This window comes from Candidatus Thiodiazotropha sp. AKAK2, from assembly GCF_058244685.1.
The window spans coordinates 105,382-131,075 of record NZ_JBSYOP010000006.1; the positions used below are offsets into that span (position 1 = coordinate 105,382).

Annotated in this window: 26 protein-coding genes; 10 read left to right on the forward strand and 16 right to left on the reverse strand. The window is 54.1% G+C overall.

Translation table 11 applies throughout. The annotated features are described in order from the left end of the window. The first annotated feature begins 198 nt into the window (after window positions 1-198). Complete coding sequence (locus AC4IE8_RS01520; protein ID WP_490790132.1) at window positions 199-1,743, forward strand: hydantoinase B/oxoprolinase family protein; 1,545 nt, start codon at window positions 199-201, stop codon at window positions 1,741-1,743. An 18-nt stretch (window positions 1,744-1,761) separates the two neighbouring features. Then, window positions 1,762-2,076 carry an antibiotic biosynthesis monooxygenase family protein gene (locus AC4IE8_RS01525; RefSeq protein WP_490790133.1) on the forward strand — a complete coding sequence of 105 codons (315 nt, stop codon included), beginning with the start codon at window positions 1,762-1,764 and terminating at the stop codon, window positions 2,074-2,076. 176 nt (window positions 2,077-2,252) lie between these two features. Here AC4IE8_RS01525 and AC4IE8_RS01530 read toward each other — a convergent pair whose 3' ends face one another. The 4 genes from AC4IE8_RS01530 to recQ all read right to left on the reverse strand — a co-directional run bounded on the left by AC4IE8_RS01530 (window position 2,253) and on the right by recQ (window position 7,971). Next, complete coding sequence (locus AC4IE8_RS01530) at window positions 2,253-2,912, reverse strand: sensor histidine kinase (protein WP_490790134.1); 660 nt, start codon at window positions 2,910-2,912, stop codon at window positions 2,253-2,255. 19 nt (window positions 2,913-2,931) lie between these two features. Beyond that, complete coding sequence (locus tag AC4IE8_RS01535; protein ID WP_490790135.1) at window positions 2,932-4,557, reverse strand: response regulator; 1,626 nt, start codon at window positions 4,555-4,557, stop codon at window positions 2,932-2,934. Between the two features lie 203 nt (window positions 4,558-4,760). Then, window positions 4,761-5,621: an HDOD domain-containing protein gene (locus tag AC4IE8_RS01540; RefSeq protein ID WP_071891812.1), complete on the reverse strand. Its 861-nt coding sequence runs from the start codon at window positions 5,619-5,621 to the stop codon at window positions 4,761-4,763. A 190-nt stretch (window positions 5,622-5,811) separates the two neighbouring features. After that, window positions 5,812-7,971 carry a DNA helicase RecQ gene (gene recQ / locus AC4IE8_RS01545; RefSeq protein WP_490790136.1) on the reverse strand — a complete coding sequence of 720 codons (2,160 nt, stop codon included), beginning with the start codon at window positions 7,969-7,971 and terminating at the stop codon, window positions 5,812-5,814. Window positions 7,972-8,224: 253 nt separating this feature from the next. On the opposite strand from recQ, the gene AC4IE8_RS01550 reads away from it, so the two are divergent. Beyond that, window positions 8,225-10,006 (forward strand): N-acetylglutaminylglutamine amidotransferase, encoded by a 1,782-nt coding sequence (locus AC4IE8_RS01550; RefSeq protein ID WP_490790137.1) that lies wholly within the window; start codon window positions 8,225-8,227, stop codon window positions 10,004-10,006. 47 nt (window positions 10,007-10,053) lie between these two features. Here AC4IE8_RS01550 and AC4IE8_RS01555 read toward each other — a convergent pair whose 3' ends face one another. Continuing rightward, on the reverse strand, window positions 10,054-10,695 hold the full coding sequence (locus AC4IE8_RS01555) for an HD-GYP domain-containing protein (protein WP_068990520.1): 642 nt from the start codon (window positions 10,693-10,695) through the stop codon (window positions 10,054-10,056). A 399-nt stretch (window positions 10,696-11,094) separates the two neighbouring features. Here AC4IE8_RS01555 and grxD point away from each other — a divergent pair, with 399 nt between their 5' ends. Both grxD and AC4IE8_RS01565 read left to right on the forward strand, forming a co-directional pair. Beyond that, window positions 11,095-11,433 carry a Grx4 family monothiol glutaredoxin gene (gene grxD, locus AC4IE8_RS01560; RefSeq protein WP_068990522.1) on the forward strand — a complete coding sequence of 113 codons (339 nt, stop codon included), beginning with the start codon at window positions 11,095-11,097 and terminating at the stop codon, window positions 11,431-11,433. 292 nt (window positions 11,434-11,725) lie between these two features. Continuing rightward, the gene (locus AC4IE8_RS01565) at window positions 11,726-12,241 is read left to right on the forward strand and encodes a deoxycytidylate deaminase (RefSeq protein WP_068990525.1); all 516 of its coding nucleotides are present in this window, start codon (window positions 11,726-11,728) and stop codon (window positions 12,239-12,241) included. A gap of 51 nt (window positions 12,242-12,292) precedes the next feature. Here AC4IE8_RS01565 and AC4IE8_RS01570 read toward each other — a convergent pair whose 3' ends face one another. Genes AC4IE8_RS01570 through purM form a run of 3 tightly spaced genes read right to left on the reverse strand, consistent with a single transcriptional unit; the run spans window position 12,293 to window position 14,788 of the window. After that, a complete protein-coding gene (locus AC4IE8_RS01570) occupies window positions 12,293-13,045 on the reverse strand; it encodes a DUF3108 domain-containing protein (RefSeq protein ID WP_068990526.1) in 753 nt (250 codons plus the stop codon). Between the two features lie 7 nt (window positions 13,046-13,052). Further along, window positions 13,053-13,721, reverse strand: coding sequence for a phosphoribosylglycinamide formyltransferase (gene purN, locus AC4IE8_RS01575; RefSeq protein ID WP_068990529.1), 669 nt, complete (start codon window positions 13,719-13,721; stop codon window positions 13,053-13,055). Continuing rightward, the gene (gene purM / locus AC4IE8_RS01580) at window positions 13,718-14,788 is read right to left on the reverse strand and encodes a phosphoribosylformylglycinamidine cyclo-ligase (RefSeq protein WP_490790167.1); all 1,071 of its coding nucleotides are present in this window, start codon (window positions 14,786-14,788) and stop codon (window positions 13,718-13,720) included. The genes purN and purM overlap by 4 nt, the downstream gene beginning before the upstream one ends. Before the next feature lie 168 nt (window positions 14,789-14,956). Here purM and AC4IE8_RS01585 point away from each other — a divergent pair, with 168 nt between their 5' ends. From AC4IE8_RS01585 to AC4IE8_RS01595, 3 genes are all read left to right on the forward strand, one after another. Next, a complete protein-coding gene (locus tag AC4IE8_RS01585; protein ID WP_490790138.1) occupies window positions 14,957-16,078 on the forward strand; it encodes a DUF2066 domain-containing protein in 1,122 nt (373 codons plus the stop codon). Window positions 16,079-16,095: 17 nt separating this feature from the next. Beyond that, window positions 16,096-16,650 carry a CDP-alcohol phosphatidyltransferase family protein gene (locus tag AC4IE8_RS01590; RefSeq protein ID WP_068990535.1) on the forward strand — a complete coding sequence of 185 codons (555 nt, stop codon included), beginning with the start codon at window positions 16,096-16,098 and terminating at the stop codon, window positions 16,648-16,650. Window positions 16,651-16,806: 156 nt separating this feature from the next. Then, the gene (locus AC4IE8_RS01595; RefSeq protein ID WP_068990537.1) at window positions 16,807-17,358 is read left to right on the forward strand and encodes a porin family protein; all 552 of its coding nucleotides are present in this window, start codon (window positions 16,807-16,809) and stop codon (window positions 17,356-17,358) included. A 78-nt stretch (window positions 17,359-17,436) separates the two neighbouring features. Here AC4IE8_RS01595 and AC4IE8_RS01600 read toward each other — a convergent pair whose 3' ends face one another. The 8 genes from AC4IE8_RS01600 to gshB are packed head-to-tail and all read right to left on the reverse strand — an operon-like array spanning window position 17,437 to window position 23,943. Further along, complete coding sequence (locus AC4IE8_RS01600; RefSeq protein WP_068990539.1) at window positions 17,437-18,309, reverse strand: dihydroorotate dehydrogenase electron transfer subunit; 873 nt, start codon at window positions 18,307-18,309, stop codon at window positions 17,437-17,439. Then, window positions 18,306-19,604 carry a dihydroorotase gene (locus AC4IE8_RS01605; protein ID WP_068990542.1) on the reverse strand — a complete coding sequence of 433 codons (1,299 nt, stop codon included), beginning with the start codon at window positions 19,602-19,604 and terminating at the stop codon, window positions 18,306-18,308. The genes AC4IE8_RS01600 and AC4IE8_RS01605 overlap by 4 nt, the downstream gene beginning before the upstream one ends. Further along, on the reverse strand, window positions 19,601-20,590 hold the full coding sequence (locus AC4IE8_RS01610) for an aspartate carbamoyltransferase catalytic subunit (RefSeq protein ID WP_068990545.1): 990 nt from the start codon (window positions 20,588-20,590) through the stop codon (window positions 19,601-19,603). The genes AC4IE8_RS01605 and AC4IE8_RS01610 overlap by 4 nt, the downstream gene beginning before the upstream one ends. Further along, entirely contained in the window at window positions 20,587-21,150 is a 564-nt protein-coding gene (gene pyrR, locus AC4IE8_RS01615; RefSeq protein WP_068990550.1) for a bifunctional pyr operon transcriptional regulator/uracil phosphoribosyltransferase PyrR, read from the reverse strand. Before pyrR ends, AC4IE8_RS01610 begins: the two co-directional genes overlap by 4 nt. Continuing rightward, window positions 21,140-21,568 carry a Holliday junction resolvase RuvX gene (gene ruvX, locus AC4IE8_RS01620; protein ID WP_068990553.1) on the reverse strand — a complete coding sequence of 143 codons (429 nt, stop codon included), beginning with the start codon at window positions 21,566-21,568 and terminating at the stop codon, window positions 21,140-21,142. The genes pyrR and ruvX overlap by 11 nt, the downstream gene beginning before the upstream one ends. After that, window positions 21,552-22,109 (reverse strand): YqgE/AlgH family protein, encoded by a 558-nt coding sequence (locus tag AC4IE8_RS01625; RefSeq protein ID WP_490790139.1) that lies wholly within the window; start codon window positions 22,107-22,109, stop codon window positions 21,552-21,554. The genes ruvX and AC4IE8_RS01625 overlap by 17 nt, the downstream gene beginning before the upstream one ends. 38 nt (window positions 22,110-22,147) lie before the next feature. Next, the gene (locus tag AC4IE8_RS01630) at window positions 22,148-22,996 is read right to left on the reverse strand and encodes an energy transducer TonB (RefSeq protein WP_490790140.1); all 849 of its coding nucleotides are present in this window, start codon (window positions 22,994-22,996) and stop codon (window positions 22,148-22,150) included. Next, the gene (gene gshB, locus AC4IE8_RS01635; RefSeq protein WP_068990565.1) at window positions 22,993-23,943 is read right to left on the reverse strand and encodes a glutathione synthase; all 951 of its coding nucleotides are present in this window, start codon (window positions 23,941-23,943) and stop codon (window positions 22,993-22,995) included. The genes AC4IE8_RS01630 and gshB overlap by 4 nt, the downstream gene beginning before the upstream one ends. Before the next feature lie 480 nt (window positions 23,944-24,423). Here gshB and AC4IE8_RS01640 point away from each other — a divergent pair, with 480 nt between their 5' ends. Then, entirely contained in the window at window positions 24,424-24,810 is a 387-nt protein-coding gene (locus AC4IE8_RS01640) for a hypothetical protein (protein WP_068990568.1), read from the forward strand. 81 nt (window positions 24,811-24,891) lie between these two features. After that, entirely contained in the window at window positions 24,892-25,623 is a 732-nt protein-coding gene (locus AC4IE8_RS01645; RefSeq protein WP_490790141.1) for a rhodanese-like domain-containing protein, read from the forward strand. The last annotated feature ends 71 nt before the right edge of the window (window positions 25,624-25,694 follow it).

The following is a 25,694-nucleotide window of genomic DNA, read 5'->3' on the forward strand; positions in this document are numbered from 1 at the left end:
GTTATTGAATTCTCGATCCTCCCATGAGCTCAGGGGAGGATAAAAACCTAGTAGAATGGTCAGCTATTCTATCCATGCCATGGCGGGGATGCAACTGGATAGGATGTGAGGGAAAATAGTTAGGATCTGTTAACACTAACTGGCAGTCGCCGGGTTAATATTAGCATCTCTGCCTGACTGATTGATGACGACTTTGAAATGGATCCTATTGAACTGAGTATATTTTCATCCCGGCTCGAAGCGGTATGCGATGAGATGGGTGCGGTGCTGCGCAATGCCGCCTTCTCTCCCAATATCCGCGATCGATTGGATTTCTCCTGTGCGGTGTTCGACGCGGTCGGCGAGCTCTCTGCCCAGGCGGCCCATATCCCAGTACATCTCGGTAGTATGGCCTATGCGATGGCGGATATTATCGCTCAAATCGAGTGGCAGGATGGGGATATGGTAGTACTCAACGATCCATTCATGGGGGGAACTCATCTACCGGATGTAACACTGATCGCGCCGCTCTTTTGTGACGGCCTGTTAAGCGCATTTGTGGTCAATCGGGCTCACCATGCTGATATCGGTGCTGATTCTCCAGGCTCAATGCCTGTCTCGGATCATCTGCACCAGGAAGGGCGGATCATACCCCCCGGCAAGTTGATTGAGGCGGGGCGACTGGATGAGGACTTCCTGGCGGAACTCACGGCTGAGAATCGTAATCCGGTTGAGTCGAGAGGGGACTTTGCCGCCCAGATCAGCGCCAACCAGAACGGCCTGAGACGCCTGCAGCGACTGATCAGTGAGTGGGGCAGGGCAGGCTTTCTGGATGGGCTGAATGCCCTCAACGCCTATGCGGAGCGATTGGCCGGTGATGCCCTGAGGCGACTGCCACCGGGAGAGTACCAATTCGAGGATCTGATGGATGATGATGGGCAGGGCAGTCAGGATATTCCAATCCGAGTCAGGATCAGTGTGAAGTCAGATCGATTGATTGTGGATTTCAGCGGTACGGCCCCCCAGGTGCCCGGTAATATCAACTGCCCTTTACCGGTTGCCGCCGCCGCGGTCTACTACTGTTTTCGCTGCCTGATGCCTGAGCAGACCCCAGCCTGTGCCGGCAGTTTCAATGCAATCCAGTTGATTGTGCCTGAAGGCTGTCTGCTCAATGCCCGTCGTCCAGCGGCGGTAGCGGCAGGCAATGTGGAGACCAGCACTCGCGTGGTTGATGTGGTGCTTGGGGCCTTGGCTCAGGCGATCCCTGATGAGATTCCTGCGGCGAGCCAGGGCAGTATGAATAACCTGGCCATGGGCAGTGATCGTGAGGAGGGACGCTGGGACTACTATGAAACCATCGGAGGGGGTATGGGAGCTGGACGCCTGGGTGGTGGTTTGAGCGGGTTGCAGACCCACATGACCAACACCTTAAACACACCGGTCGAGGTGATCGAGAGTCGCTTTCCCTTGCGTATCGAACGTTATGCCTTGAGAAAGGACTCGGCTGGACAGGGCAGACGTCAGGGTGGCGAGGGGCTGGTGCGAAGTTTCCGTTTCCTCGCGCCAACCCAGGTGACGCTGTTGACTGAACGCAGACGGAACAAGCCCTGGGGTATGGATGGTGGCGGTCCAGGTGGCATTGGCGTGAATCGGCACAATGGACAACCGCTGGCTGGCAAGGTGAACCTGGTTGTGGAGAGTGGCGACCTGCTGACCATCGAAACGCCAGGTGGCGGTGGCTGGGGTAATACAGAGAGTGGCTAAGTAGCGTTTCTGAAACTCATGGAAAAGCGTATGTATGCCGTCATCTTTAAAGCAGTGATTGCCGACCTAGATTCCTCCTACTACGATACAGCTTCACAGCTGAGGTCTCGCGCGATGGATTTGTATGGCTGTATCTCATTTGAATCTTACCAGGAGGGGGATCGAGAAATTTCAATCTCCTATTGGCGGGATAAGGAACAGATCGTTAAGTGGAAGAGCGACCAGGCCCATTTAAAAGCGCAGCAGATGGGTAGAGAAAAATGGTATCGTTCGTACCAGGTTCAGGTGGTCAAATTGGTTCAGCAGTACGAGCATAATAACCAGAGTGATTGATCCTGTTGTGGTCGTTTTAGGGCCTGTTAACAGGAATCCAATATGCCCTGCTGGGACTGTTTTTGTGTCCAGCAAGGCAGAATGAGCGTGGTGTAGCTCGGCTACATGAGCGAATGATAACGCCGCTGGGCGCAAAAACAGCCCCAGCCCTTCGGGTTGCGCCTGAAAAAGCACCACTAGGGTAACCAGATTGAGAAATTACCACCGCCCAAGCGTTGGTTGTTTGCCAGTTTGATAAATCCCTCGCGTTCACCATTGCTGTGCATGTGAGCCACCAGTGAGGCAAAATAGTGGCCCAGTTGGGTCTCTCCCTGTTGCGGTTTTTTTTGCTTCTCTGTCGATTGGGCTTCGATCATGCTCTGAGGAAATCCATTGCCATCATCATCGATACTCAAAACCAGGTAGTTATCCACGAATTCGGCATGGATGAGGATTTGAGAAGAAGTGTATCTCAAGCCATTGCCGATCAGGCTGTTGATGACACTCCGCATCAGCCATTCATCAAAATAGCCGACCAAACCCTCTTCGCTTTCATAGCTGACGGTAATTCCCATGTTGTTGGCTGTAGTCTGGTTGTCCACTGAAATCTCATAGAGAAACTGTTCGACATCGATCTCCTCGATGTTGGGGGTAAGCTGTCCTTTATCGATTTTATAGAGGGATAACAGGGTAATCAGATTGCTGTTGAGACGTCTGGCTTCATGCTGCAGGGTGCCCAGTTTGGGGTTCTCCTGGTCTTGCATCTCCTGACCAAGATCGTCAATGGTATTGATCACCAGACCCAGGGAGTTTTTCATGTCATGAATGAGGGAAGCCAGAATGTCGGGAAAATTCATCTTTATCTCTCTGCTCTGTTTATACGTAGTCCGATAGCATGGTCTTAAGCCGGGCATAGAGCTTTTGCAGGGTGTTGTTGTCCGGGTCTGCTTTGGCCACCCGTGCAAGATAGCCTTTGATCTCATCGATAATCGCCGGACTGGGTCCCTCTCTCTCCATACTCATCAGCAGTACAAGTGCAATATTCAGGTTTACCGTTCTGTTGGCCGGCATACGAGTTGATGTCTCCTTCAGCAGTTTTGCAGCTTCTTCGAGTTGACCATTTTTTGCCAGCTCAACACCCTTACGGTTTAACGCCGACACCTCCTCGCGAATGGTATCGATCGTGCCAAGGGCCTGTTCGTCCATATCCATTGACGAGATCGTCATTTTGATCTCATCCATGAGCTGTTCATCGGTATGATTGTTGAGGATTGCACCCTTCAGCAATTCAAGGCTCTCCTCCTCCATGCCAAATTTCTTGTAGGTCTTAGCCAGCTCAATGGCGCAATCCGAATCCTCAATCTGGTCGAAGGATTTCTGCAGCTCGGCAGCCTTATTCAGTGATGCCTGTGCCAGATCGTCGTTGCCCATTGCCTCGTGAATCTGACATTCGGCGCTGGCCTGGTAGAAGTCGGCCTTCGGGTCTTTTTTAAAATCCTTTTTGATCTGCTTCAAAACCTGAAGCCCGGCCGCACCATCATGATTATCCGCTGTGACCCTGGCCAGGTTGGCGTAGTTGGACGGGTGCTTGTAGACCGAGTGTTTGCCGTGATGAACCGCTTTTGTGAAGGCTGATTCCGCAATCTCCTGATGGTGGTTGGCGAGTGCAACCTCACCCAGCATCTGCTGTCTTGGAACCGCCTTGTGTGAAATGGATACCGCCTGTTTGAGGATCTCCTCGGCCTCGGTCAGCTGATTGACTCTCTTATGGCATTTCGCCAACCAGTCGTAGGCAGGGGTGTAGTTGGGATTCTGGCTCTTGAGGCGTTGGAACTCATCGGTCGCCTGCTGGTAATCCTCTGCCAGGTAGCTGCACCTGCCCAGGCCCAGACGTGCCCAGGGCAACTCGCGAATGGCCAGAACCTCTTCGAAGAGTGTTCTGGCTTCGGTCAGTTTGCCACTGTTGACCAAAATATCGCCTTTGATTTTTCTCAGCTCGTTGCAGTTGGCCGGTTTGGCAGCGATTTTTTCATCCAGAATCGTTACCGCTTTGGCATAGTTCCGTTTCTCCACAGCTTCCTCGATTGCCAGGAGATTGTGCTTCTTGGCAATCAGCTTTTCCAAGCGTGTTTTGAGAAAATCCTTATTGAAGGGTTTTGTCAGGTAGGAGTCGGGTTCATACTCCACCGCACCCATCACCATGTCCCGGGTGTTCTCCGCTGTGACCATGACAAAGACACTGCCCAGACCCATTAGGTGTCGATACTTGGCCTCTTCAAGTACCTGCTGGCCATCTCTTCCAGCGCCGAGGTTATAGTCGCAAAGCACTACATCAAAGCGCTCCTCTTCCATCAACTCAATGGCTTCACTGCCATTTCTGGCAAGTCTGATCTCTCTGACACCACAGGCCATCAGCATATTTTTGATCATGCTGCGCATATCCCCGAAATCATCGACGACCAGATAGAGTCTGTTTTCGAGAAGTCCTGGTTTGAAGAACACAAAATTCTCCTTGAGCTTACACGTCTGCGATGACTGTTTGCCACTTGGCTGGTGAGGTAACAGGATATGCAGTCAGGAATCTGACCGCTATCTTGAATCAGAGCGGCGAGATCAGGGGAAACTGAAGTCGACAGGGAGCCTGACCCTGGACAAATACCAGAGTCAGGGGGAGTGAAGTGGCGGGTTAGTGAGCCGTTGTCAGTTCAGGCCTGGGCTTGCCTTGCCGGTGCGATGATCATATCCATGGTCTCTTCACTACGGATGATCATCTCGGTGACCAGCGCTGAAACATCCTGATGGCTGAATCCGCTGGTCTCCCAGGCTGACGGATCGATTGCCCAGAGCATCTCATCGACCGAGAGTCCAACCATGTAACCGTTTGCTACCGCTTTGGCAATGTGTACCAGTGCGACTTCCAGTCTGTACTCTTCGGCATGCGCCGGTGCGTTGTGGAAACCGGCAACCTCGATAAAGCTCTCTGGAAGGTGCCAGGATCTCATCAGTTCGGCGCCAACCTCGAGATGGTTGAAGCCAAGAATCTCCTGTTCGGTGTCAGCCAGTATCCAAGTGTCTCCACCGGTGATATGCAGAACATCCCTTGATTCATCCGGAAGTGAAAGATAGATCACCAGACGACCGAGATCGTGCAGAACTCCCATTACCAGCAAGCGCTCGCTGTGCAGAACATTGCTCTGTTCAGCCAGGGTTTTCGCCATCACGCCGGTGGTGACTGAATGGCGCCAGAAGTCGGTCATATTGACCATCTCTTCAGGAATCCCGGTGAATGTCCGTTGTGCCGCCGTCGCCAGCACCAGGTTGCGAAGTTCGTTGGCGCCGATCAGCGTGACCGCCCTGGAGAGGGTCTCGACCTTGGCTCGCTGTCCGAACAGAGGGCTGTTGACCAGCCTGAGCAGGCGGGCGGAGATGTCGGCATCCTGAGTGATGATGTCGGCCACCTCAACCACGGAATAGTCCGAGGTTCCCAGGAGCTGATTAACCTTGATGCATACATCAGGGAGGGAGACAAGACGGTCAAGATTCTGCACAAGACTTTTAGGATCCATGATCTTTCCTAACAGACGTAATTGTTATTGCTTAAAGTGTGAATGTAATTCATTAGAAAAAATAGTGTTATTTTAAGCAGAGAAATGAGAACTGGTTTGGAGTGTTTGGGAATATAAGTCATATTCCTTTGCAAACAAAGGGTTGCACCTCACTTTCCGGTGGCATCTATGAAATCCGTAATGGCAAGCTTCAGCTTGTGTCTCCAGTCAGTGCAGCCTGTATACAGCGTAGTTCACCATAGTCATATTGCCCTTCCAGTGCTTCATAGACCGGTTTCAGCCGGCCATCCAGGCCGACTGTTTCAAACGCGTAGCGAACGCTTTTGAGATGCGCAGAGGAGAGGGGTAATACCTCGGCCAAAGGCAGTCCCCGGTGTTCGATAGCCATGGCGAGGTGATTGTAGACCGTGGCCGGCGTCAGTTGTCGCTGTTCCGCGATGCTCTCGACGGTACAGCCCTCTTTCAGTAGATCCACGGTTAAAGATACTGTGTCCCCCTGATCGTCCGGTAAGTTCGCGTGGCTGATGATGCAATCAAGGAATTGGGCTCCGTACGACTCCAGTTTACGTTCGCCGACTCCGGAGACCTGGGCCAACTGGTCTATGGTTTGAGGACGCCTTTCCATCATCTCCATCAGTGTGGCGTCGTGAAAAATCATATAGGCTGGTACTCCCTGCTCTTCAGCCAGAGCGAGTCTCAATGACCGCAATGCCTCCCAGATCTGCTGATCGATCGGTTTGATCGACTCGTCAGCGGCCGCCTTACGCGTTCGGGTTTTTGATGCTTTGCGCAGCTTGCGTAGCAGCAGTTTGGATTCACCCCGTAGGACCGGGCGGCTCTTTTCTGTCAGATGCAGACCGCCATGCCTCTGCAGATCAACCGCCAGCAGGCCATGGGCGATCAACTGCCGATAGATACCTCGCCACTCGCCCGCTTTGAACTCGGTACCGATACCGTAGGTGCTGACCTGATGGTGGGTGAATCGTCGGATCCGATCATTCTCTTTACCGAGTAGTACATCGATTAAATAATTGACGCCAAACCGCTGTCCGGTGCGGTGGACACAGGAGAGAGCTTTCTGTGCCGCTTCAGTGGCATCCCAGGTTTGCGGTGGCTGCAGGCAGGTATCGCAGTTACCACAGGGGGCATCCAAGGGGTCGGAGAAGTAATCCAGCAGGGCCTGCCGGCGGCAAGCGGTTATTTCGCACAGTGCCAGCATGGCATCGAGCTTATGTCTTTCAATCCGTTTGTGCGCCTCATCGGCTTCTGAAGATGCCTGCATCTGTCGCAGGGTAATCACATCCTGCAATCCATACACCATCCAGGCATCCGCGGGTTGGCCGTCGCGTCCGGCACGACCGGTTTCCTGGTAATAGGCTTCAATACTTTTCGGCAGATTGAGGTGGGCCACAAACCGCACATCCGGCTTGTCGATTCCCATGCCGAAGGCGATGGTGGCTACGATGACGATGCCATCTTCGCGTAAAAAACGGTTCTGGTTGTGTTGCCGGGTCTGACTGTCCAGTCCCGCGTGGTAGGGCAGGGCATTGATGTATTTGGACTGCAGCCAGTTGGCGATATCATCGACCCGTTTGCGGGAGAGACAATAGACAATTCCCGCCTCCCCGGGGTGCTCGCTCTCGATGAAGTTCAGCAGGCGCTGTCGACTGTTGCCGTCGTTCTCCATGATCTGGTAGCGAATATTGGGACGATCGAAACCGACAATGAATTTTTCAGCGTTCTGCAGACCGAGCCGTTCAACAATCTCATCTCGGGTCGTCTTATCCGCGGTGGCGGTCAGGGCGATACGCGGCACTGCTGGAAAATGGTGGTTCAGTTGATTGAGCTGGATATACTCCGGGCGAAAGTCGTGACCCCATTGGGAGACGCAATGGGCCTCATCGATGGCAAACAGGGCCAGCTGGGTCTGTTGCAGCAGTTCAAGGGTACGCGGAGTGAGGAGTCTCTCCGGTGCAACATAGAGCATATCCAGTTCACCGCCCAACAGTTGAGCCTCGATCTGCCGAACCTGGTCCTGAGCAAGTGTTGAGTTCAGGTAGGCGGCGCGGATGCCCAGTTGGTTGAGGCTGTCGACCTGGTCTTTCATCAATGCAATCAGGGGGGATACGACAACACCGACCCCGGACCTGATCATCGATGGAATCTGGAAGCAGAGGGATTTACCACCGCCGGTGGGCATGAGCACCAGGGCATCGCCGCCGCCCAGCAACTGTTCGATAATCTGTTCCTGAGGGGCGCGGAATTGGTGATAGCCAAAGCTGTTCTGAAGAATAGCTTTGGCGTGGCTCAGCTCAGGGTTTGTGTGAGAGGGGTCTGTCATCCGTGACATTATCCTGTCCTTTTATGATTTTGTCAGTGGGGATGATAACCCAGGTTGAAAAACAGGTGGGGCATTTGTTAACAAATCAGGCTGATTCACCAGGTGCCGAGCAGACGGGTTTGAACTCTATCTTGAAGTCATCTGCCGGACAGACTAAGGTGCCGGAGATTGATGATTACTCTTTTTCGTGATGCTTATTAACCCGGCGACCCAATAGTTCACTTTCAGGGCTTTGTCAGCAAACGGATAACTGGATAGATTTATGTGTGGATTTTGTGGTGAACTGCGTTTTGATGGTGGCCATGCTGAGCTGGCAACGATCGATCGGATGAATCATCAGATTCGGCGGCGCGGACCGGATCATGGCGGCAGCTACAGCGATGGGCCGTTGGCGCTGGGGCATCGTCGCCTGGCGATCATCGATCTGTCGGTGCATGCCAATCAGCCGATGGTGGACCAGCAGTTGAACCTTGCGCTGGTCTTTAACGGCACCATCTACAACTACAAAGAGCTTCGCGAAACCCTGAAGGGGCTTGGTTACAGCTTCTTCTCCAATGGGGATACCGAGGTCATTCTCAAGGCTTATCATGCCTGGGGGGAGGATTGTGTCGAACACCTGTCCGGCATGTTCGCCTTTGTTGTCTGGGATGCGCAAAAACAAAGCCTGTTCATGGCCAGGGACAGGTTCGGTATCAAGCCGCTCTACTACGCTGTGAATGGCAAGGCACTGCGTTTTGCCTCCAACACCCAGGCGCTGCTTGCGGCGGGCGGGGTGGACACAACCTTGGACCCGCTCGCACTGCACTATCAATTCACCCTGCATGGGGTGGTGCCTGCACCACACACCATTTTCAAAGGTATACGCAAACTGCCACCCGGTCACACCATGTCCATTGAGGCCAACGGCACTCAACGATTGAGTCGTTACTGGAGTTACAGTGCAACCCGCACGGATCGTCCGATGTCAGATCGGGATTGGCTGGAGGGCATACACGATGAATTGAGGGAGGCGGTTCGTAAACGAAATGAGATTGCCGACGTACCGGTAGGTGTGCTGCTCTCCGGAGGTCTCGATTCCAGCCTGCTGGTGGCTCTGCTGGCCGAAGCCGGGGTCAAAGACCTGCGCACCTTTTCGGTTGGTTTTGAGGATCAGCCGGAAGAGAAGGGCAATGAGTTCGAATATTCCGATCCGGTCGCCGAACGCTATCAGACCCAACACCACAAATTTCTGGTGCCCAACGGAGAGGTGCTCAAGCGCATGCCGGAGGCGGTGGAGCAGATGTCGGAACCGATGTTCGGACAGGATGCGGTAGCCTTCTTCCTGCTCGGCGAACAGGTGGCGCAGCAGATCAAGGTCGTGCAGTCGGGGCAGGGTGCCGACGAGGTATTTGGTGGCTACTTCTGGTATTCAAAGATCATGCAGGAGAAGCAGGGAGAAGCCGTCGACCGTTTTGCCAAACACTATTTTGACCGGGATCATGATGAGTATCTGCGAATGGTCACGGATCGGTATGGCGCCGGTGACCATACCCGCGAACTGATTGCCAACAGACTGCAGGAGAGTGACGCCGAATCCCTGATCGATGCGGTTCTCTATCTGGACCAGACCATGCTGATTGTCGATGATCCGGTGAAGCGCGTCGATAACATGACCATGGCCTGGGGATTGGAGGCCCGGGTTCCCTTTCTCGATCACCATCTGGTTGAATTGGCAGCCCGTTGCCCACCGGAATTGAAGTTACGGGACGGAGGTAAGTACCCGTTGAAAGCGATGGCCAGAGGGATCGTGCCTGATGCGGTTATCGATCGGCCGAAAGGCTATTTTCCGATGCCGGCCCTGAAGTATGTGCGGGGGGAATTTCTTGAATTCATGCAGGATATTCTAAGCAGCCAGGCGGCCCGGGAGCGAGGGGTGTTTCGCCAATCTTATATCGATATGCTGTTGGCGGCTCCCGAGATGCATCACACCCGGATCCGCGGCAGCAAGCTTTGGCACATTGCGCTATTCGAGTTCTGGCTGCAAAGGCACTTGGTGCTGCATTGATTGGTCGCCGGGTTAACTAGGGCCTATTGGATTCGTGTTAACAGGCCCTAAGAGCAGGTCTGGCTGTTGAGGTGGGATTTTGAGCGGAGTTCCAAAATTGCTTGCACAGCCTCCGGGCAGAACTGTTTACCGCTCTCCTGCCGGATAATTTCCAGTGCCTGTTGAATCTCGATCTCACTCCGGTAACTGCGGGTTGTGGTCATGGCGTCATAGGCGTCAACCACCGCAATGATTCGGGAGATGGTCGGGATCTCTTCGCCTTGCAGTCCGTCAGGGTAACCCTTGCCGTCCCATTGCTCATGGTGGTGCAGCACGCAGAGGGCGACCTCTTCAAGCACCGGATTGCCGAGGCTTCTGAGCATGTTCGCCCCGATGATGGGGTGTTGCTTGATATTATTGTACTCATCCCCTGAAAGCTTCCCCGGCTTCAACAGAATCTGATCCGCAATACCGATCTTGCCGATATCGTGAAATCCGGCGGCCAAAGAGAGGATATCCATCTGGTGTTCATTCAGGCCCATCTGGTGGCCAATCTGCTCAGCCAAAAAGACTACCCGCTCGGAATGCTCAAGGGTATAGCTGTCCCTGGCCTTGAGCGCATGTTTCAGGATGGTCTCCAGCTTGAAGCCCACATGGCTTTCCAACAGGGAGATACGGCGTTTGAATTCTGGATTGCTGTCCTTGGTCACGTGGCTATGTTCAGTTATTCCAAATTGCTGGGCTGGGCGAATGAATGATTACGATTGATCCGTATAATTAAACTGTTTTTAACTTCCTGGGTGCAACTTTGTCAAATCGAATAAGATCTGAAAACTATTGAAATATTAGCGATATTTGCCCTATTTCAATGGCCGGAATTCACCTCGCGTAGAGTGATCCTATGGTATATCGATCCTCTGGGGTATAACTTTACCATGTTTGTATCATGGTTTTAGAGGGGGTGATGGACTTGGAACTGAGAAAGCATTTTCGATTCGAGGTTTTTTCTTAACTGCCAAAGCGTTAGAATTTCCTTATTGGAACCGTGCTTGAAAATGCCAGGAAGGACACCAAATAAGCACGATAAACGACTATTCGAGGTGTAAACGATGGAAGTATTGGATCGAATCAAAGAACAGGTCGAGAGTAATCCGATCGTGATCTACATGAAAGGCACGCCCCAGTTTCCCATGTGTGGCTTCTCTTCCCGGGCTGCCGCCGCACTCCAGGATTGCGGTGTTCCCTTTGCCTATGTCAATGTGCTGGCGGATCCGGAAATATTTGAGAATCTCCCTCGATTTGCTGATTGGCCGACTTTTCCGCAAATCTATATCGATGGTGATTTGATCGGTGGCTGTGATATCACGCTGGAGATGCACCAGAGCGGCGAGTTGAAAAGCATGATGGAAGAGGCTGCGGCGAAAGCGGCTCCCACCGGTGAGAGTTAGGGCCTGATTAAGATAGACCCGGTCGCCCCTGTTGTCCCTGAAAAGTGCGCCAGAGGTGGCGTGAGGAGAGAAGTTTGGTTGTTCCAAATGAACCACAAATAACAGGTCGTGATGCTGGTTCAGGATTAAGCTCTCCAATCGATAAAAGCGTGGGGGTTGGGGCTGAATTTCTGCCCACCGACGCCAACACTCCCATCTCCGGAAATGCGATACCTGGTGCGCTCTGCCTTGCAGGACGAAAAGTCACTCCCAGCAGAGCTGACAGGTTTCGCCGCAACAGGTTCTGTTTCGGATGACAAAGTGGGATACCCGGTTTTTGGGGCTGGCTGCCTATATCTCGGCCTGGAGTAAGGATCCCTCCTCTCAGGTCGGTGCGGTGATTACCGATGGCAACCGGATTATCTCGCTGGGCTACAACGGCTTTGCCGCCGGGGTGGAGGATAAGCCGGAACGACTGACGGATCGTAACTGCAAGCTCAATCTGACCATCCATGCCGAAGAGAATGCGATGATCTTCGCCAAGAGAGGGCTGAATGGCTGTACTGTCTACGTCACCCATCCTCCCTGTCCAAGGTGCGCCTCCAAACTGATACAGGAAGAGGTGGGCCGGATTGTCTATGTCACACCCAGTGAGGACTTTCTTTCGCGCTGGGAGGATGACATCAAATTATCCACAGAGATGTATCGTGAGGCAGGCGTCGAAGTGACCCAGTACAATCTTGAGGAGCTGAATCATGACAAGGCCTCGATCACCATCGCCCCGGGAGGGCTGTTCAAGAGTGTCATGAATCTGCTGCTGCAGGAGTAGCGGTGGTTCTAGCCTGCCGGGGTGGCAGCAGATCTCCTCTCCTCAGTCTGATCAGGAGCTGCTTTCCGCAGCCAGAGATCCCTCAGGGTTACGCAGCTTGTCCAGCATCATCCGGTAGAGCTTACCGTTCTGGTTGCGCTCGATCTTTATCGGCAGATAACCCAGCTCTCTGGCAAACCAGATGGTGTAGTCTGATTCGCCGTCTCCTTTTCTTCGCTCCACCCGCAGACAGCGGTAGCTGTCACTGGACGACGCCACTGTCTCTTCTCCAACTACCTGGAAATGATAGGTTTTTACTTTTCCGCCATCCGCCACCTGATAGCTGACCTGTTGATTGCCCTGAGCCAGATGGAGCCTGACCTGTAACTGCTGGCTAAGTTTATCCTGTGTGGCATCCCCGATCGGCTGGGACCAGGTGACACCCTGGCTGGTTGTGGCGGCAAGCGCGGATTGCCAATCGAAACTGACCTCACTGTTTTCTGACTGCTGATCCTCGTCCCGGTAGGTGTAGCGGTGGGGAATGATCCTCCCCTCCAGGTATCTCCCCTGGCTCTCTTCAGTCACTTCATTGCGGCTGAAAAGATTCGCCAACAGGCTGGGTTGGCTGTGGGCGGTGTAGATATAGGAGCCGTCCGGCTTCAGTTTAAGGCTTAATGTCAGTCGCCCAAGGGGCAGGATGTTTCTGTGTACAGTGAATTCTGCGGAAAATGGCTTCAAAAGATCATCGGCAAGGGCGTTCAGACTGAAGAAACAGGTCAGAACCACCCCCAGCAGCCCAGCTCGGACGGAGGCATGCCGGGCCATGGTTGGCTTAGTGGATCTTGTCCTGTGGTGCGAAGACCACAGGTTGAAGAAGCTTTTCATTATTCAGAATGACCTCTCCAGTTTCGTTGAGTTGCAGCCGCTTTTGTGCGAACCAGCCGACAACCAGTGGATAGAGCTGGTGCTCCTTTTCAAGCACCCGTGCAGCCAGGCTCTGTGGGTCATCCTCCGGTAGCACGGCCACCTGGGCCTGGGCAATCAGTGGGCCCCCATCCAGCTCTTCTGTGACAAAGTGTACGCTCACCCCATGCAGCTGATCACCCGCCTCGAGCACCCGCTTATGGGTATGCAGACCTGTGTATTTGGGCAGCAGGGAGGGGTGGATGTTCAACAGCCGCCCGGCATAGTGGCGCACGAAAGGTGTTGTCAGAATACGCATAAATCCGGCAAGCACCACCAGTTCCGGTTGGTATCTGTCGATCAGCTCGATCAGGGCCTGGTCATAGCTTGCCCGGTCGGCAAAGGCCTGGTGGTCAAGCACTGCGGTTTCAATGGCTGCTGATGAGGCCCGCTGCAGACCGTGCACGTCCGGACGATTGCTGATAACTGCGGCAATCTGGATTGGCAGGCCGTGCTGGCTGGCATCGATGATCGCCTGCAGATTGGAGCCATTGCCGGAGATCAGCACCACAACCTTCGGGTGCTGAATGCTGGTCATGCGAGTGGTCCGCTGATCACCACACCCTGCCGCTGGGTATCAGCGGGTTCGATGCTACCCAGTTGCCAGGCGTTTTCTCCCAACTCATCGAGTAGTGCCAGCGTGGTTTCCGCATCATCTGCCGAGACACAGACCACCATCCCCACGCCGCTGTTGAAGGTTCTGAGCATCTCATCCGAGGCCAGATTGCCCTGCTGACGCAGCCAATCGAATACCGGGGGCAGGGTCCAGCTGCTGCTGTCGATGACGGCACAGCAATCTGCCGGGAGTACCCGGGGCAGGTTTTCAGGCAGACCGCCACCGGTAATATGGGCCAGGGCATGAATTTCCACCTTCTGCATCAGCGCCAGCAGGGATTTGACGTAGATTCTGGTCGGTTCCAGCAACGCCTCACCCAGAGTGGTTCCAGCCAATGGCTGGTCCAGGCTGGCCTCACTGACCTCAAGAATCTTGCGGATCAACGAATAACCATTGGAGTGGGGGCCGGATGAGGCAAGGCCGATCAGCACATCCTCTGCTTTGACCCTGTCCGGCACGATCAGCTGGCTCTTTTCCGCGATACCCACGCAGAAGCCTGCCAGGTCGTAGTCACCACTGCCATAGATGCCGGGCATCTCTGCGGTCTCACCTCCTGTCAGGGCGGCGCCGGCCAGTTCGCACCCCCTGGCGATCCCCCTGACCACGTCGGTGGCAACCTCGATCTCGAGTTTCCCGGTCGCGTAATAGTCGAGGAAAAACAGTGGTTCAGCCCCGGCGACCACAATATCATTGACACACATCGCCACCAGATCGATGCCGATGGTGTCATGTTTGCTCATCTCCAGAGCAAGTTTCAATTTGGTGCCGACCCCGTCAGTACCCGATACCAGAACCGGTTCCCGGTATTTGTCCAACGGCAGCTCGAACAGTGCTCCGAATCCCCCCAGCCCGCTGAGTACGCCTGGACGGAAGGTCTGTTTGACGATCGGTTTGATGCGTTCGACCAGTTCATTCCCGGCATCGATGTCCACACCGGCATCCCGGTAACTGAGTGAGGTTGGCTGGCTTGGCTTGGACTCATGGGCCACGAGACGATACTCCCGATTGTCAAAAAATTCAGATCGGGATTCTATCAGAAGATCATTGACCAGGTAGCTTTGTGATGGCTGAATTTTCATCTTTTTTCCAGGCGCGTTAATATGCCGGGTTGTTAAGGGTTGATCCTGTTTGTAAACCCAGGGAATGTGTGATCTGAAATGAATCGATTTCCTCTACCGCGTATCTGTAACTGGTTGTTCCTGGCCTTGCTGCTGGGGAGTTACTCTGTTGTCCATGCGGAGGCCGTAACCAATCTCTATGAGGCTCAAGTGGCGGTCTTCGGTCAGGGCGGTGAGGCCCGTTCGAAAGGCATCAGGGAGGCATTTGCCGGTGTACTGGTCAAAGTCAGCGGTGACAGCGGCCTGCTTGATGATCCACAGGTGGGGCAACTGCTCAACCGGGGCTCCAGATTGGTTCAGCAATATCGTTACAAACCACTGCCTAACCCACCTGAAGGGGTTGAGGAAGAGGTGCCGGATCGGCTTCTATGGGCGAGATTCGATGCCCGAGCGGTCAACCGCCTGCTACGGGAGAGCGGTGTTCCCGTGTGGGGGGAGACCCGTCCCTCAATGCTGCTCTGGCTGGGACAGGAAGAGGGAGCGCGAAGGTCCCTGATCTCCCCTGACAGAGCGCCTTCCTTGAAGCAGCAGCTCACTCAGACCGCCGATGCCCGGGGCTTGCCCCTGGTCTGGCCGCTGATGGATATCGAGGATCAAAGGGCGGTTCAGGTCAGTGATCTGTGGGGCGGCTTTGAAGAGAATATCCGACGTGCCTCCGATCGTTATCTGCCGGATGTGATTCTGGTCGGTCGACTCTCCTATCGTGGTCAGGGTAGTTGGCGGGGAGAGTGGATTCTCTATCTGCCCGATAAAATCAACCGCTGGCAAAGCTATGCCGAAACCAGAGCCGCGGTTGCGAAAGAGGGGATGGAGCAGGCGGTTGATGCCTTGGCGCTCAGATTTGCACCGCAACAGGTGAGTCAGGGTATATCCAGTCTCAGATTTAGGGTCCATGGTCTCACCCAGCTCGCCGATTATGCCCTGGTTCAGGATTACCTGCGTTCATTGGCGATGATCGACAACGTCGATCTGTTGGCGGCGAATCCGGAGCAGGTGAGCTTTCTGCTCAGGGTGCATGGGGGGCGTGATGCCCTGGTGAGGGGAATTCAGTTGGGTTCAGTGCTCGAACCGATGGTCATGCAGGTGAGTCCGGATCCGGATCAGCCAGAGATCAGTGAGGCGTCGGTGGATGGAGAGGGGCTGGATTACCGGCTGCGCTAACCAATCAATCTATCGCTATGCAGCTTCGAGATATACCCAATCTGATCAGTATTCTGCGGATCCTGCTGACCTTGCCGATTGTCTGGCTGCTGCTGGAGCAGCAATTTTCCCAAGCCCTGATCCTGTTTGCGGTCGCTGGTTTTTCGGATGGTCTGGATGGCTATCTGGCGAAACGTTTTGGTTGGCAGAGCTATTTGGGTGGATTATTGGACCCGCTTGCCGATAAAGCACTACTGATGAGCTCTTTCCTGGTACTTGGCGGGCAGGGGCTGATCCCGATCTGGCTGGTGCTGCTGGTGATCTTTCGTGACCTGACCATTGTCGGTGGCGCACTCTACTATAACTTCAGCGTGGAAGAGGTAGATGCGGATCCGAGTCTGATCAGCAAACTGAATACCCTGCTGCAGATCATGCTGGTGTTGCTGGTGGTTACCGATGCCGGGCCGTTTCCACTACCGGACCCGCTGATCGAGTGGCTGATCTGGGGAACCGGCCTGACGACCTTGATCAGTGGTGCCGCTTATGTCTGGGTCTGGAGCAACAAAGCGCGAAAAAAAGGTTGGCGGATATGAAATCTGGGCAATATTCAGTTAATCAGAGTTTATTTCCTGTTGTGGGCGTTTATTCCGACCGATGTCGCAGTTTAAAGAGCATGGCGCTTGTGATGCCGAACAGCTAGACTATAGTTGGAAAAAATAAGTATCTATGTGACTTACGGAGAAAAGTTAATGAGAGTTACCAGTTATATTGTTGCCATTGGCTTGCTGATCTCATCCGCTCTCGCACAGGCGGAAATATTTGCTGATGGCTCAGGTATTGAGGGAAACAACTACTTCGGGGTGATTCTTGCTTCCCCTCAGTATAAGGAAGATGACTCCAATACCGACTTCCGGGGCACCGGCCTGATCGCCAGGGGTGGTCGCGAGTTTTTCAAATATTTCGCGGTTGAGGGGCATTTTGGCATCTTCAGTGGCGATAGCGTTGATGGTACCACCTACCAGATCGATTACATGGGCAGTATGTTCGCCAGAGGTAATCTCTATCTGTTCGATGATCGCGCCCGCGCCTATGCGATGGTAGGTATCACCTATTTTGCGGGTGATGTACCGAGATTCAAGGGCGATGACGATATAGCGCCGGCCTTCGGTCTGGGGTTGGAGCTGTATGGCAATGAACGCAATGCAATTACCCTGGAGGCGATGCGCTATGCCGACGGAGATCTGCACAATGTGGATTACAAGATTGATTCAATCAATATCGGCTATCTGCACCGCTTCTGATTAAACACCCTTCAGCTGACCGCCGGGGGCATCTTCCCCCCGGTCTCAGCTTGCAGCGGCGCCATCCTATCGATCTCTTCAGTTGAACACGCTCGCCGCTTCAAAAACCGGTCCATCGACACAGACCCGCTTCATCGCCGGCCCATCGGCTGTTTGTACTTCCACTACACAACCGGCACAACCGCCAATACCGCAAGCCATAAACTCCTCCAGGGAGACCTGGCAGGGTACCTGCCATTCACTGGCCATGGCGGCAACGGCCTCCAGCATCGGGTGTGGACCACAGGCAAAGATCTCGACTTGAGAGCGGGTCTCCCGGTCGAGGTTTCTGAACCATAGCTGAGCCAGTTCGGTGACATAGCCCTGAAAGCAACCACTGAACTCCTGCTGGCTCGCCAGCCGGTTTCCGATACCCCAGTCATCCAGCAGCGGCATGCTGGCGATTACCCCCTCAGGGATGCCGGGGATCAAGATTTTCGATGGGGTTGGCTTGAACGGGAAAGGGACTTCGGAACCGAGGATGACAAACGGCTGTTTATCGCTCTCCTGTCGCATGCTTTCAGCAAGGAAAATCATCGGCGGCATCCCCACGCCGCCACCGATCAGCAACGGACGGCTCTGTCCGGGGGTTGCTTTGAAGGGGGTGCCGATCGGGCCAAGTATACTGATCTTTTCTCCACGCTGGCGCTGTGCGAGCAGAGTGGTGCCTCTACCCACTCTTTTATAGAGCAGCTCGATCCAGCCCTCATTGTATGAGCTGCGCATGATCGAAATCGGTCGCCTCATCGGCAGCTGTGGATCACAGGTCAAATGGACAAAACTGCCAGGCTTGGCTTTGGCGGCGCAGTGCGGGGCAAGCAGGCGCATGATGAACTGATCCCCATCGAAGGCCTGATGGCTGATGATCTCAGCCTCTTCAAGAAATACAGAATTATGATGTGGTTTGGTCATAGTGTTTCTTCACGAAAGACCAGTCGGCCTTTCAGCAGTGTATGGGTGACCCGGCCGGGCATTTCCCAGCCGGTGAATGGTGTGTTTTTACCGGCACTATGGATCTGCTCAGCTGATACATGCCACAGTCTGTGGGGGTCATAGATGCAGATATCGGCAGCGTACCCTGGGGTCAGGCGGCCCAGTGGCAGACCGAGAATATCGGCGGGGCCACAGGTGAGACGGGCAATCGCACTGCTTAAATCCATGACTTCCTGTTCAACCAGTTTCAGGGTCAGAGGCAGCAGGGTATCCAGTCCGGAGATCCCCGGCTCGGTATCTGGAAAGGGAGAGGACTTGGCATCGGCTTCATGGGGCTGATGGTCGGAACAGATCGCTTGAATGACATTCTCCGCCACCGCTTTGCGCAGACCGTCCCGGTCGCTGTCGGTACGCAGTGGTGGTCTGACATGGCGATTGCTGTCAAATCCCTCCAGGTCGAGTTCGGTCAGATGCAGCTGGTGGATGGCCACATCGGCGCTGACCTTGCGACCTTCCCGTTTCGCCCAGGCCATGGTACGTGCCGCGCTGGCACTGGAGAGGGCATGAAAATGGATTACCGCACCTGTGGTTTCGGCTAGTGCCAGGTCCCGGGCGACGGCAACGGTTTCTGCCGCTTCCGGTATCCCCGGCAGACCAAGCCGGTCAGCGACCTTACCTTCGTGAGCACAACCGTTGTTACACAGGTGCTGATCTTCCGGGCGAATGATGGTCAACAGGTTGAAGGTGGAGGCATACTCCATGGCGCGTCGCTGGACCAGGGTATTGGCCAGCGGGGTATAGCAGTTGGTTACCGCGATGCATCCGGCCGCTTTGAGAGCGGCCATTTCACTCAAATGGGAGCCGCCGAGATTTTTCGTCAGTGCCCCCTGGGGCAGCAGTCTGCAGTAGCCGGCTTTGCGTGCCTTGTGGCGTATTTGGCCTACCACGGCCGGTGTGTCGATCACCGGTAGGGTATCCGGTGTACAGCAAAGGGTGGTGACGCCGCTACGGGCGGCACAGGCGGTTTCACTGGCGATGGTGGCTTTGTGCTCATTGCCCGGTTCCCGCAGATTCACGTTCAGGTCGATCAGACCCGGGCAGACAACCTGCCCACTGGCATCGATTTCAAGATGAGGCTCAAAGTTGTCCGGCGCTTGACCCAGGGCGAGGACTTTGCCGGCTGAGATATGCAGGTCGGTAACCTCATCGATGCCATTGGCCGGGTCGACGACCCGGCCATTGCGAATCGAGATATCCTTTTTCTTCTTTTTCATACGGCCACCTCCTGGGTACGCAGGTTTTGCGTACCGATCACCATCGAGATGATCGCCATGCGGATCGCAATGCCATAGCTGACCTGCTGCAGGATGACGGACTTTGAACCATCCGCCACTTTGGAATCCATTTCGACACCCCGGTTGATCGGCCCCGGATGCATTACGATGGCATCGGGTTTAGCCATTGCGAGGCGCCTTTCGGTGAGACCGTAGAGACTGAAATACTCATGTTCGGAGGGGAGTAGAGCGCCCTGCATCCGCTCTTTCTGCAGTCGCAGCATGATGATCACATCCACATCTCTGATGCCTTCGTCGAAATCGTGGTAGACATGTACTCCCAGGCTGCGGGCATCGGAGGGCAGCAGGGTTTGCGGCGCCACCACCCGGACTTCGGAGACGCCCAGGGTATTCAGAGCCAGGATCTGGGAGCGGGCCACCCGGGAGTGAAGGATATCGCCCACGATGGCTACCCGAAGCCCGACGAACTCCCCTTTGTGGCGACGGATGGTGAACATATCCAGCATCGCCTGGGTAGGATGGGCGTGGCGTCCGTCTCCCGCATTGATTACCCCGACACCAGGGTCGGCGTGCTGGGCGATGAAATGGGCTGCGCCACTGGTGGCGTGGCGGACAATAAACATATCCACATGCATCGCTTCCAGATTGCGCAGGGTATCCAGCAGGGTCTCACCTTTGGAGGTGGCCGAGGCGCTGATATTAAGATTGAGTACATCAGCGGAGAGTCTTTTTGCCGCCAGCTCAAAGGTGGTACGGGTACGAGTGCTGTTTTCGAAAAACAGGTTGGCGACCACCTTGCCTCGGCAAAGTGGCACCTTTTTTATGGTTCGTTCGGAGACGCCGGTAAATCCCTCTGCGGTATCCAGTATTTCAGTCAGGATCGATCTGTCGAGTCCGTCGATCGTGAGGAAATGGAGCAGTCGCTGCTCATCATCGAGTTGTAGTGCTTTGTTACTCAGACTCATGCGTCCTTGTCCTGCTCATCGCCTCGGGAGGTGCGGTTGGTTTTTGCCCCGAGAATCAAACCCAACGGATCGGGGCCGATCAGGGTGATGTGTTGATCCGGGTCCAGGCTGGGGTGCAGCCCGGTCACATCCGGCTGGATCGGCAGCTCCCGGCCACTCCGGTCGACCAGGGTGGCGAGGGTGATCGAGGCGGGTCGACCATAGTCGAAGATCTCATTCAGTGCCGCTCTGATGGTGCGGCCGGTGTGCAGTACATCATCGACCAATATGATGTGCCGGTCATCCACCGGGATCGGCAGATCGGATGGGTGAACCTCCGGGTTCATACCAATACGGGTGAAGTCGTCCCGATAAAAAGAGATGTCGAGTGTGCCCAGGGGGTCCCGCAATCCCAGTTCCTGATGGAGTCGTTCCGCCAACCAGACGCCGCCGGTTCGTATGCCAACCATCAGCGGGTCGGATATCTCTTTGTCATTGATCAGCGTCCAGATTTTGCCTGCCATGACATCGATCAGGGATTCCACGCCGTCGGCTTGCATGAAGGTAGTGTTATCGCTCATTAAACCAGGTTTCCAATATCAGTTTTGCCGCTACGGCATCATAATCCTCGAGCCGCTTGGCCCGGTGTCCCAACCTGTCCCTGGCCTCGAAGGAGGTGAAGCGTTCATCTGCCAGATGTACGGTCAGGTGGAAACGACCTTCGAGCTGTCGTGAAAATCGCAATGCGGGTTGTGTGGCATCGGTTTCACTATCATCCACATCGAGCGGCAGGCCAACCACCAGAGCCTGAGGTTGCCACTCATTGATTAACTGTTCAATACGTACCCAATCAGGTTTGTGATTGACCAACTCCAGGGTTTCAAGCGGCGTTGCCGTACCTGTCAGGGTCTGACCTACCGCCACCCCGATTTTACGCGTACCGAAATCGAAACCCAGCAGAGTACCTGAGGTTCTCTCTGGATCAGGCGTGTCCGGCATCGCCGCTCAGCAGGTTCAAGTCTACACCAAGCAGGTCAGCTGCTGCCTGCCAACGCTCCGTGCTGGCTCGATTGAATATGATATCGCTTTCGGCAGGGCCGCTCAGCCAGGCATTCTGTGCCAGCTCACTCTCTAATTGGCCTGCTCCCCAGCTGGCATATCCGAGTGCCACCAGGTTCTGCTCAGGACCCTTGCCGGCGGCAATCGCCTCGAGGATATCCAAGGATGTGGTGACACTGATCTGCGGGGTGACTTTCAGGGTGGAGGCCCACTCTGAATTACTGTCGTGCAGAACGAATCCGCGATCACTCTGTACCGGGCCACCTATGTAGACTGACTGTTCAGAAACTTTCTCGGTGGCGATGGGGATCTTCAGCTGTTCAAATATGTCAGCCAGATGAAGTTCCATGGGACGATTGATGACAATGCCCATGGCGCCATCGTTGGAGTGCTCGCAGATGTAGGTCACCGTATGGAAAAAATTCGGATCCTCAAGCTGCGGCATGGCGATGAGAAAGTGGTTGGTCAGATTAGAAGACATAGTGCTAGTATCCAATCGCTGGCTTAATGCTGCAACTGTTATTCTGCGTTGAGTTTGCCACTGCGAAGAAATTGCCAGGTCCGGGTGATGTCCAGGATGTCAGTCTCTTTGCGGATTTCATTGGGAAAGGGTGAAAATGGTGCTGCCAGACGGACGATGCGTATCGCCGAATCATCAAGGATTTTATGTCCCGAAGAGTGCAATACACGGATCTGATCAACACTGCCGTCCGCTTTAACGGCAACATGCAGCACCAGGTTGCCGTATAGCCGGCCCCGCTTCGCTTGATCCGGGTAGTTGAGGTTACCGATCCGCTCAACCTTGCGGCGCCAAGCATCGAGATAAGAGGCATATTTATACTCTTTAGTACTGGCGCTGATCGCTTTGCGCTTGGGGAGCTTGGCGTAGGCCTCAGACTTTCTCTCCAGCTCAGCGGTGAGTCGGGCGATCTCCATGTTCTTACTGTTCAACAGTTGGCTGGCCGTGGGCAGGGGTTGTCGCTCTACGATGCGGCTATCGACCGGTGCCTGCTGTTCGGATTGTTCTGTCGTCAGTGGCTGGGTCTGGCTCACCGGTTGTTGCAATGCGGGGGGTGTCTGAGCGGCCTGTGGAGGTGCTGGAGGTTCAGGCGTTTGTGGCTTTTCCTGCTCCCTTTTTTCACCGCCGCCGCTCTGAGCAACCTGTGCCAGGTAGTCTGCCTGCTCATCCTCTTCCGGCTGCTGCTTGGGTTGCCGGACCACCATGACCTCAAGACTCTGTTGTTGGTATTCAGGTTTGCTCGGGTCAAACGGTTTGAAGGTAATGCCGAGAATGATAAAGGCGTGCAGCGCTGTGGCGACAAACAGACCGATGCCCAGCATGTCATTGTGATTATGGGTGGAGATCATTTATTCAGTCTAGCCGCTATCGCATCCATCAGATCTGAGGCGATATCCAGATCGTAAATCTTGTCCAGCTCCCGGATACAGGTGGGACTGGTGACATTGATTTCCGTCAGGTAGTCCCCGATCACATCCAGTCCGGCAAATAGAATGCCCCGTTGTTTGAGTTGCGGTGCAACCTGACGCGCAATCCAGAAGTCCCGTTCAGACAGGGGTACCCCTTCACCCCGGCCGCCAGCGGCCAGATTGCCTCTGGTCTCGCCGGCCGCAGGAATTCTGGCCAAGGCATAAGGAACCGGTTCACCATCGATCATCAGGATACGTTTATCGCCTTTGCTGATCTCAGGGATAAAGCGTTGGGCCATGGCGAATTGGCTGCCGTGCTGTGTCAGGGTCTCGATAATCACCCCGAGATTGGGGTCCTGCTCAGTGATGCGGAAGATGGAGGCGCCACCCATGCCGCCCAGGGGTTTAACGATGATGTCTTTGTGTTGACGATGAAACTCCCTGATCTCCGCTTCTTTGCGGCTGACCAGCGTGGCCGGCGTGCATTCGGGGAAATAGGCGGTAAACAGCTTCTCATTGGCATCCCGCAAGCTGTTTGGCCGGTTGACCACCAGGCAGCCCTGTGACTCGGCCTGCTCCAGTAGATAGGTGGTGTAGATGTATTCCATGTCGAAGGGGGGATCCTTACGCATCAGAACCACATCCAGGTGATGCAGGGGTAATTGCTGACGTTGGCCAAATTCAAACCAGTTTTCAGCATTGTCAGTAACTTGCAACTGTCTGGACTCTGCCCAACAGACCCCTTCCCGAAGCGAGAGGTCCTGCTGTTGCAGGTAGTGGATCTGCCAGCCGCGACGCTGGGCTGCCAGCAACATGGCGAAGGTGCTGTCTTTCTCTATTTTGATGGTCTCTATGGGGTCCATCACCACGCCAAGCTGAATCGTCATCTGTGTCTACTGGTCCGCTGGAAAAGTGTAGCTTGCATTATTTGCTGGGGGGGATTGTTAATCAAGCTCCTTAAGTTTTTCAATGGTTTGCCGCTAGAAGGACTTACATGTTGTGAGGAACAGCTAGTTTCGACCCCTAAGTTTATGAATTGGGAAGTATATTCTTGATGCAAATAGGTTGTCTTGCTATTTTGTGGGGTAGATCTAGCGTAGCGTTCCATGCTGTTTGACGATTTCAGTCTGACGATCTGAAGCTGCGTTGTATTCAGATCCGGGAGACAGATTGTTCCGATTGGCTGGGGGCATGCAGGCTTGCAGTTGAAGTTGATCTGAACAGATTGTGAAAATCGTCGACAGAATCGAACGCTACATCGGGTTAAGGATTTGACCGAAAGGGAGGAGAGCCACTGCACATAAGATCAAATTAAAAACTTGCGCAGTGTTGTCAATCATTGCTGATTATTAGAGAGGTGTGTTGCTATGGCGACACAAACCACCAGTTTCGGAAATTTGGACTGCGCAAGCTTGAAATATCCGGCGATTCTTCTGACTATGCTCGGCTTGCTGGTGCAACCCGCAGTCGCACAGGACGACGATTATCTGTCGGAGATATCTGCAGAGGCCAGTAAGATCGATTCCAAATTACCAACGCAGGGAGAGGAGAAACAAGACCAGGACGGTTTAACGGACGAGAATGCAGCTCAAATTGCATTTGAAGAGGATTTGAAATCGCGTTATCTGGGTAGCTACACCTTTTATAAGAAACTCCCCAGGCGGGCCAGGGAAGAGGTCTATGAGGAGTATAAAGGCGGAGCCTCGATCGATGAGATCAGGCAGAAAATTATGAATCGATTTTTAAATCAATAGCTATGCAACCCGCTTGGAAAATTTTACAAGAATCACTCCATGTCCCCAACGTTCGATCAATTTTAGTCTGAAGGTAACGTGATGAATCGCTGTGTTAACCTGATATGTCGAATCCTGCTGATGCTATCACCGCTGGTGGCCGTTGCCGATGAGACGGCAGAAGCCAAACAGGGAGATGATCTTGCAGTCAAGTTGTCGTCTGAAAAACCGTTCACTTTTGTTATACATGAAGGTCGATCCATACGGGTGCAACGGATACAGGATCCCGAGTATCAGCTCAAAGGCTACTATGCCAAAACGGCGCGCAAGTGCCCGCCGTTTTGCTTGCAACCGATGCAGGTTGATCCTCGGGTCGCCACCATCGGGGAGATAGAGCTTTTTGATTTCATGGAAGGAGAGTTGAGAGATAAAACCGGCCTGTTAATTGATGCGCGCACGGCTGAGTGGTTTAATCGTGGCACGATTCCCGGCTCCATCAATCTTCCTTTTACACAACTGAGCAAGCCGGGGACCGCTGAAATGGAGCAAGCGTTACTACTCTTCGGTGCACGACCAAGAGTCGATGTGGGTGCGATTTCCCTGAAACTGGAAGAGCTTGGCCTGCTGGGAGATGGAGAGAAAACCGAGAAATGGGATTTTAGCAATGCCAAGAGCCTGGTTCTCTGGTGTAATGGTCCTGAATGTGGTCAATCTCCCCGGGCGATTAAGGGCTTGTTAAAAGTGGGTTACCCAGCAGATAAGATTGCCTATTACCGGGGTGGTATGCAGTTGTGGCAGCTATGGGGACTGACAACTGTCGTACCGGGAGAGTGATTGTTTGTTATGTATATGCCCGTGACATGAGGATTTCAACGTGAGTGGTGATGAAACTGAAAAGGACATCT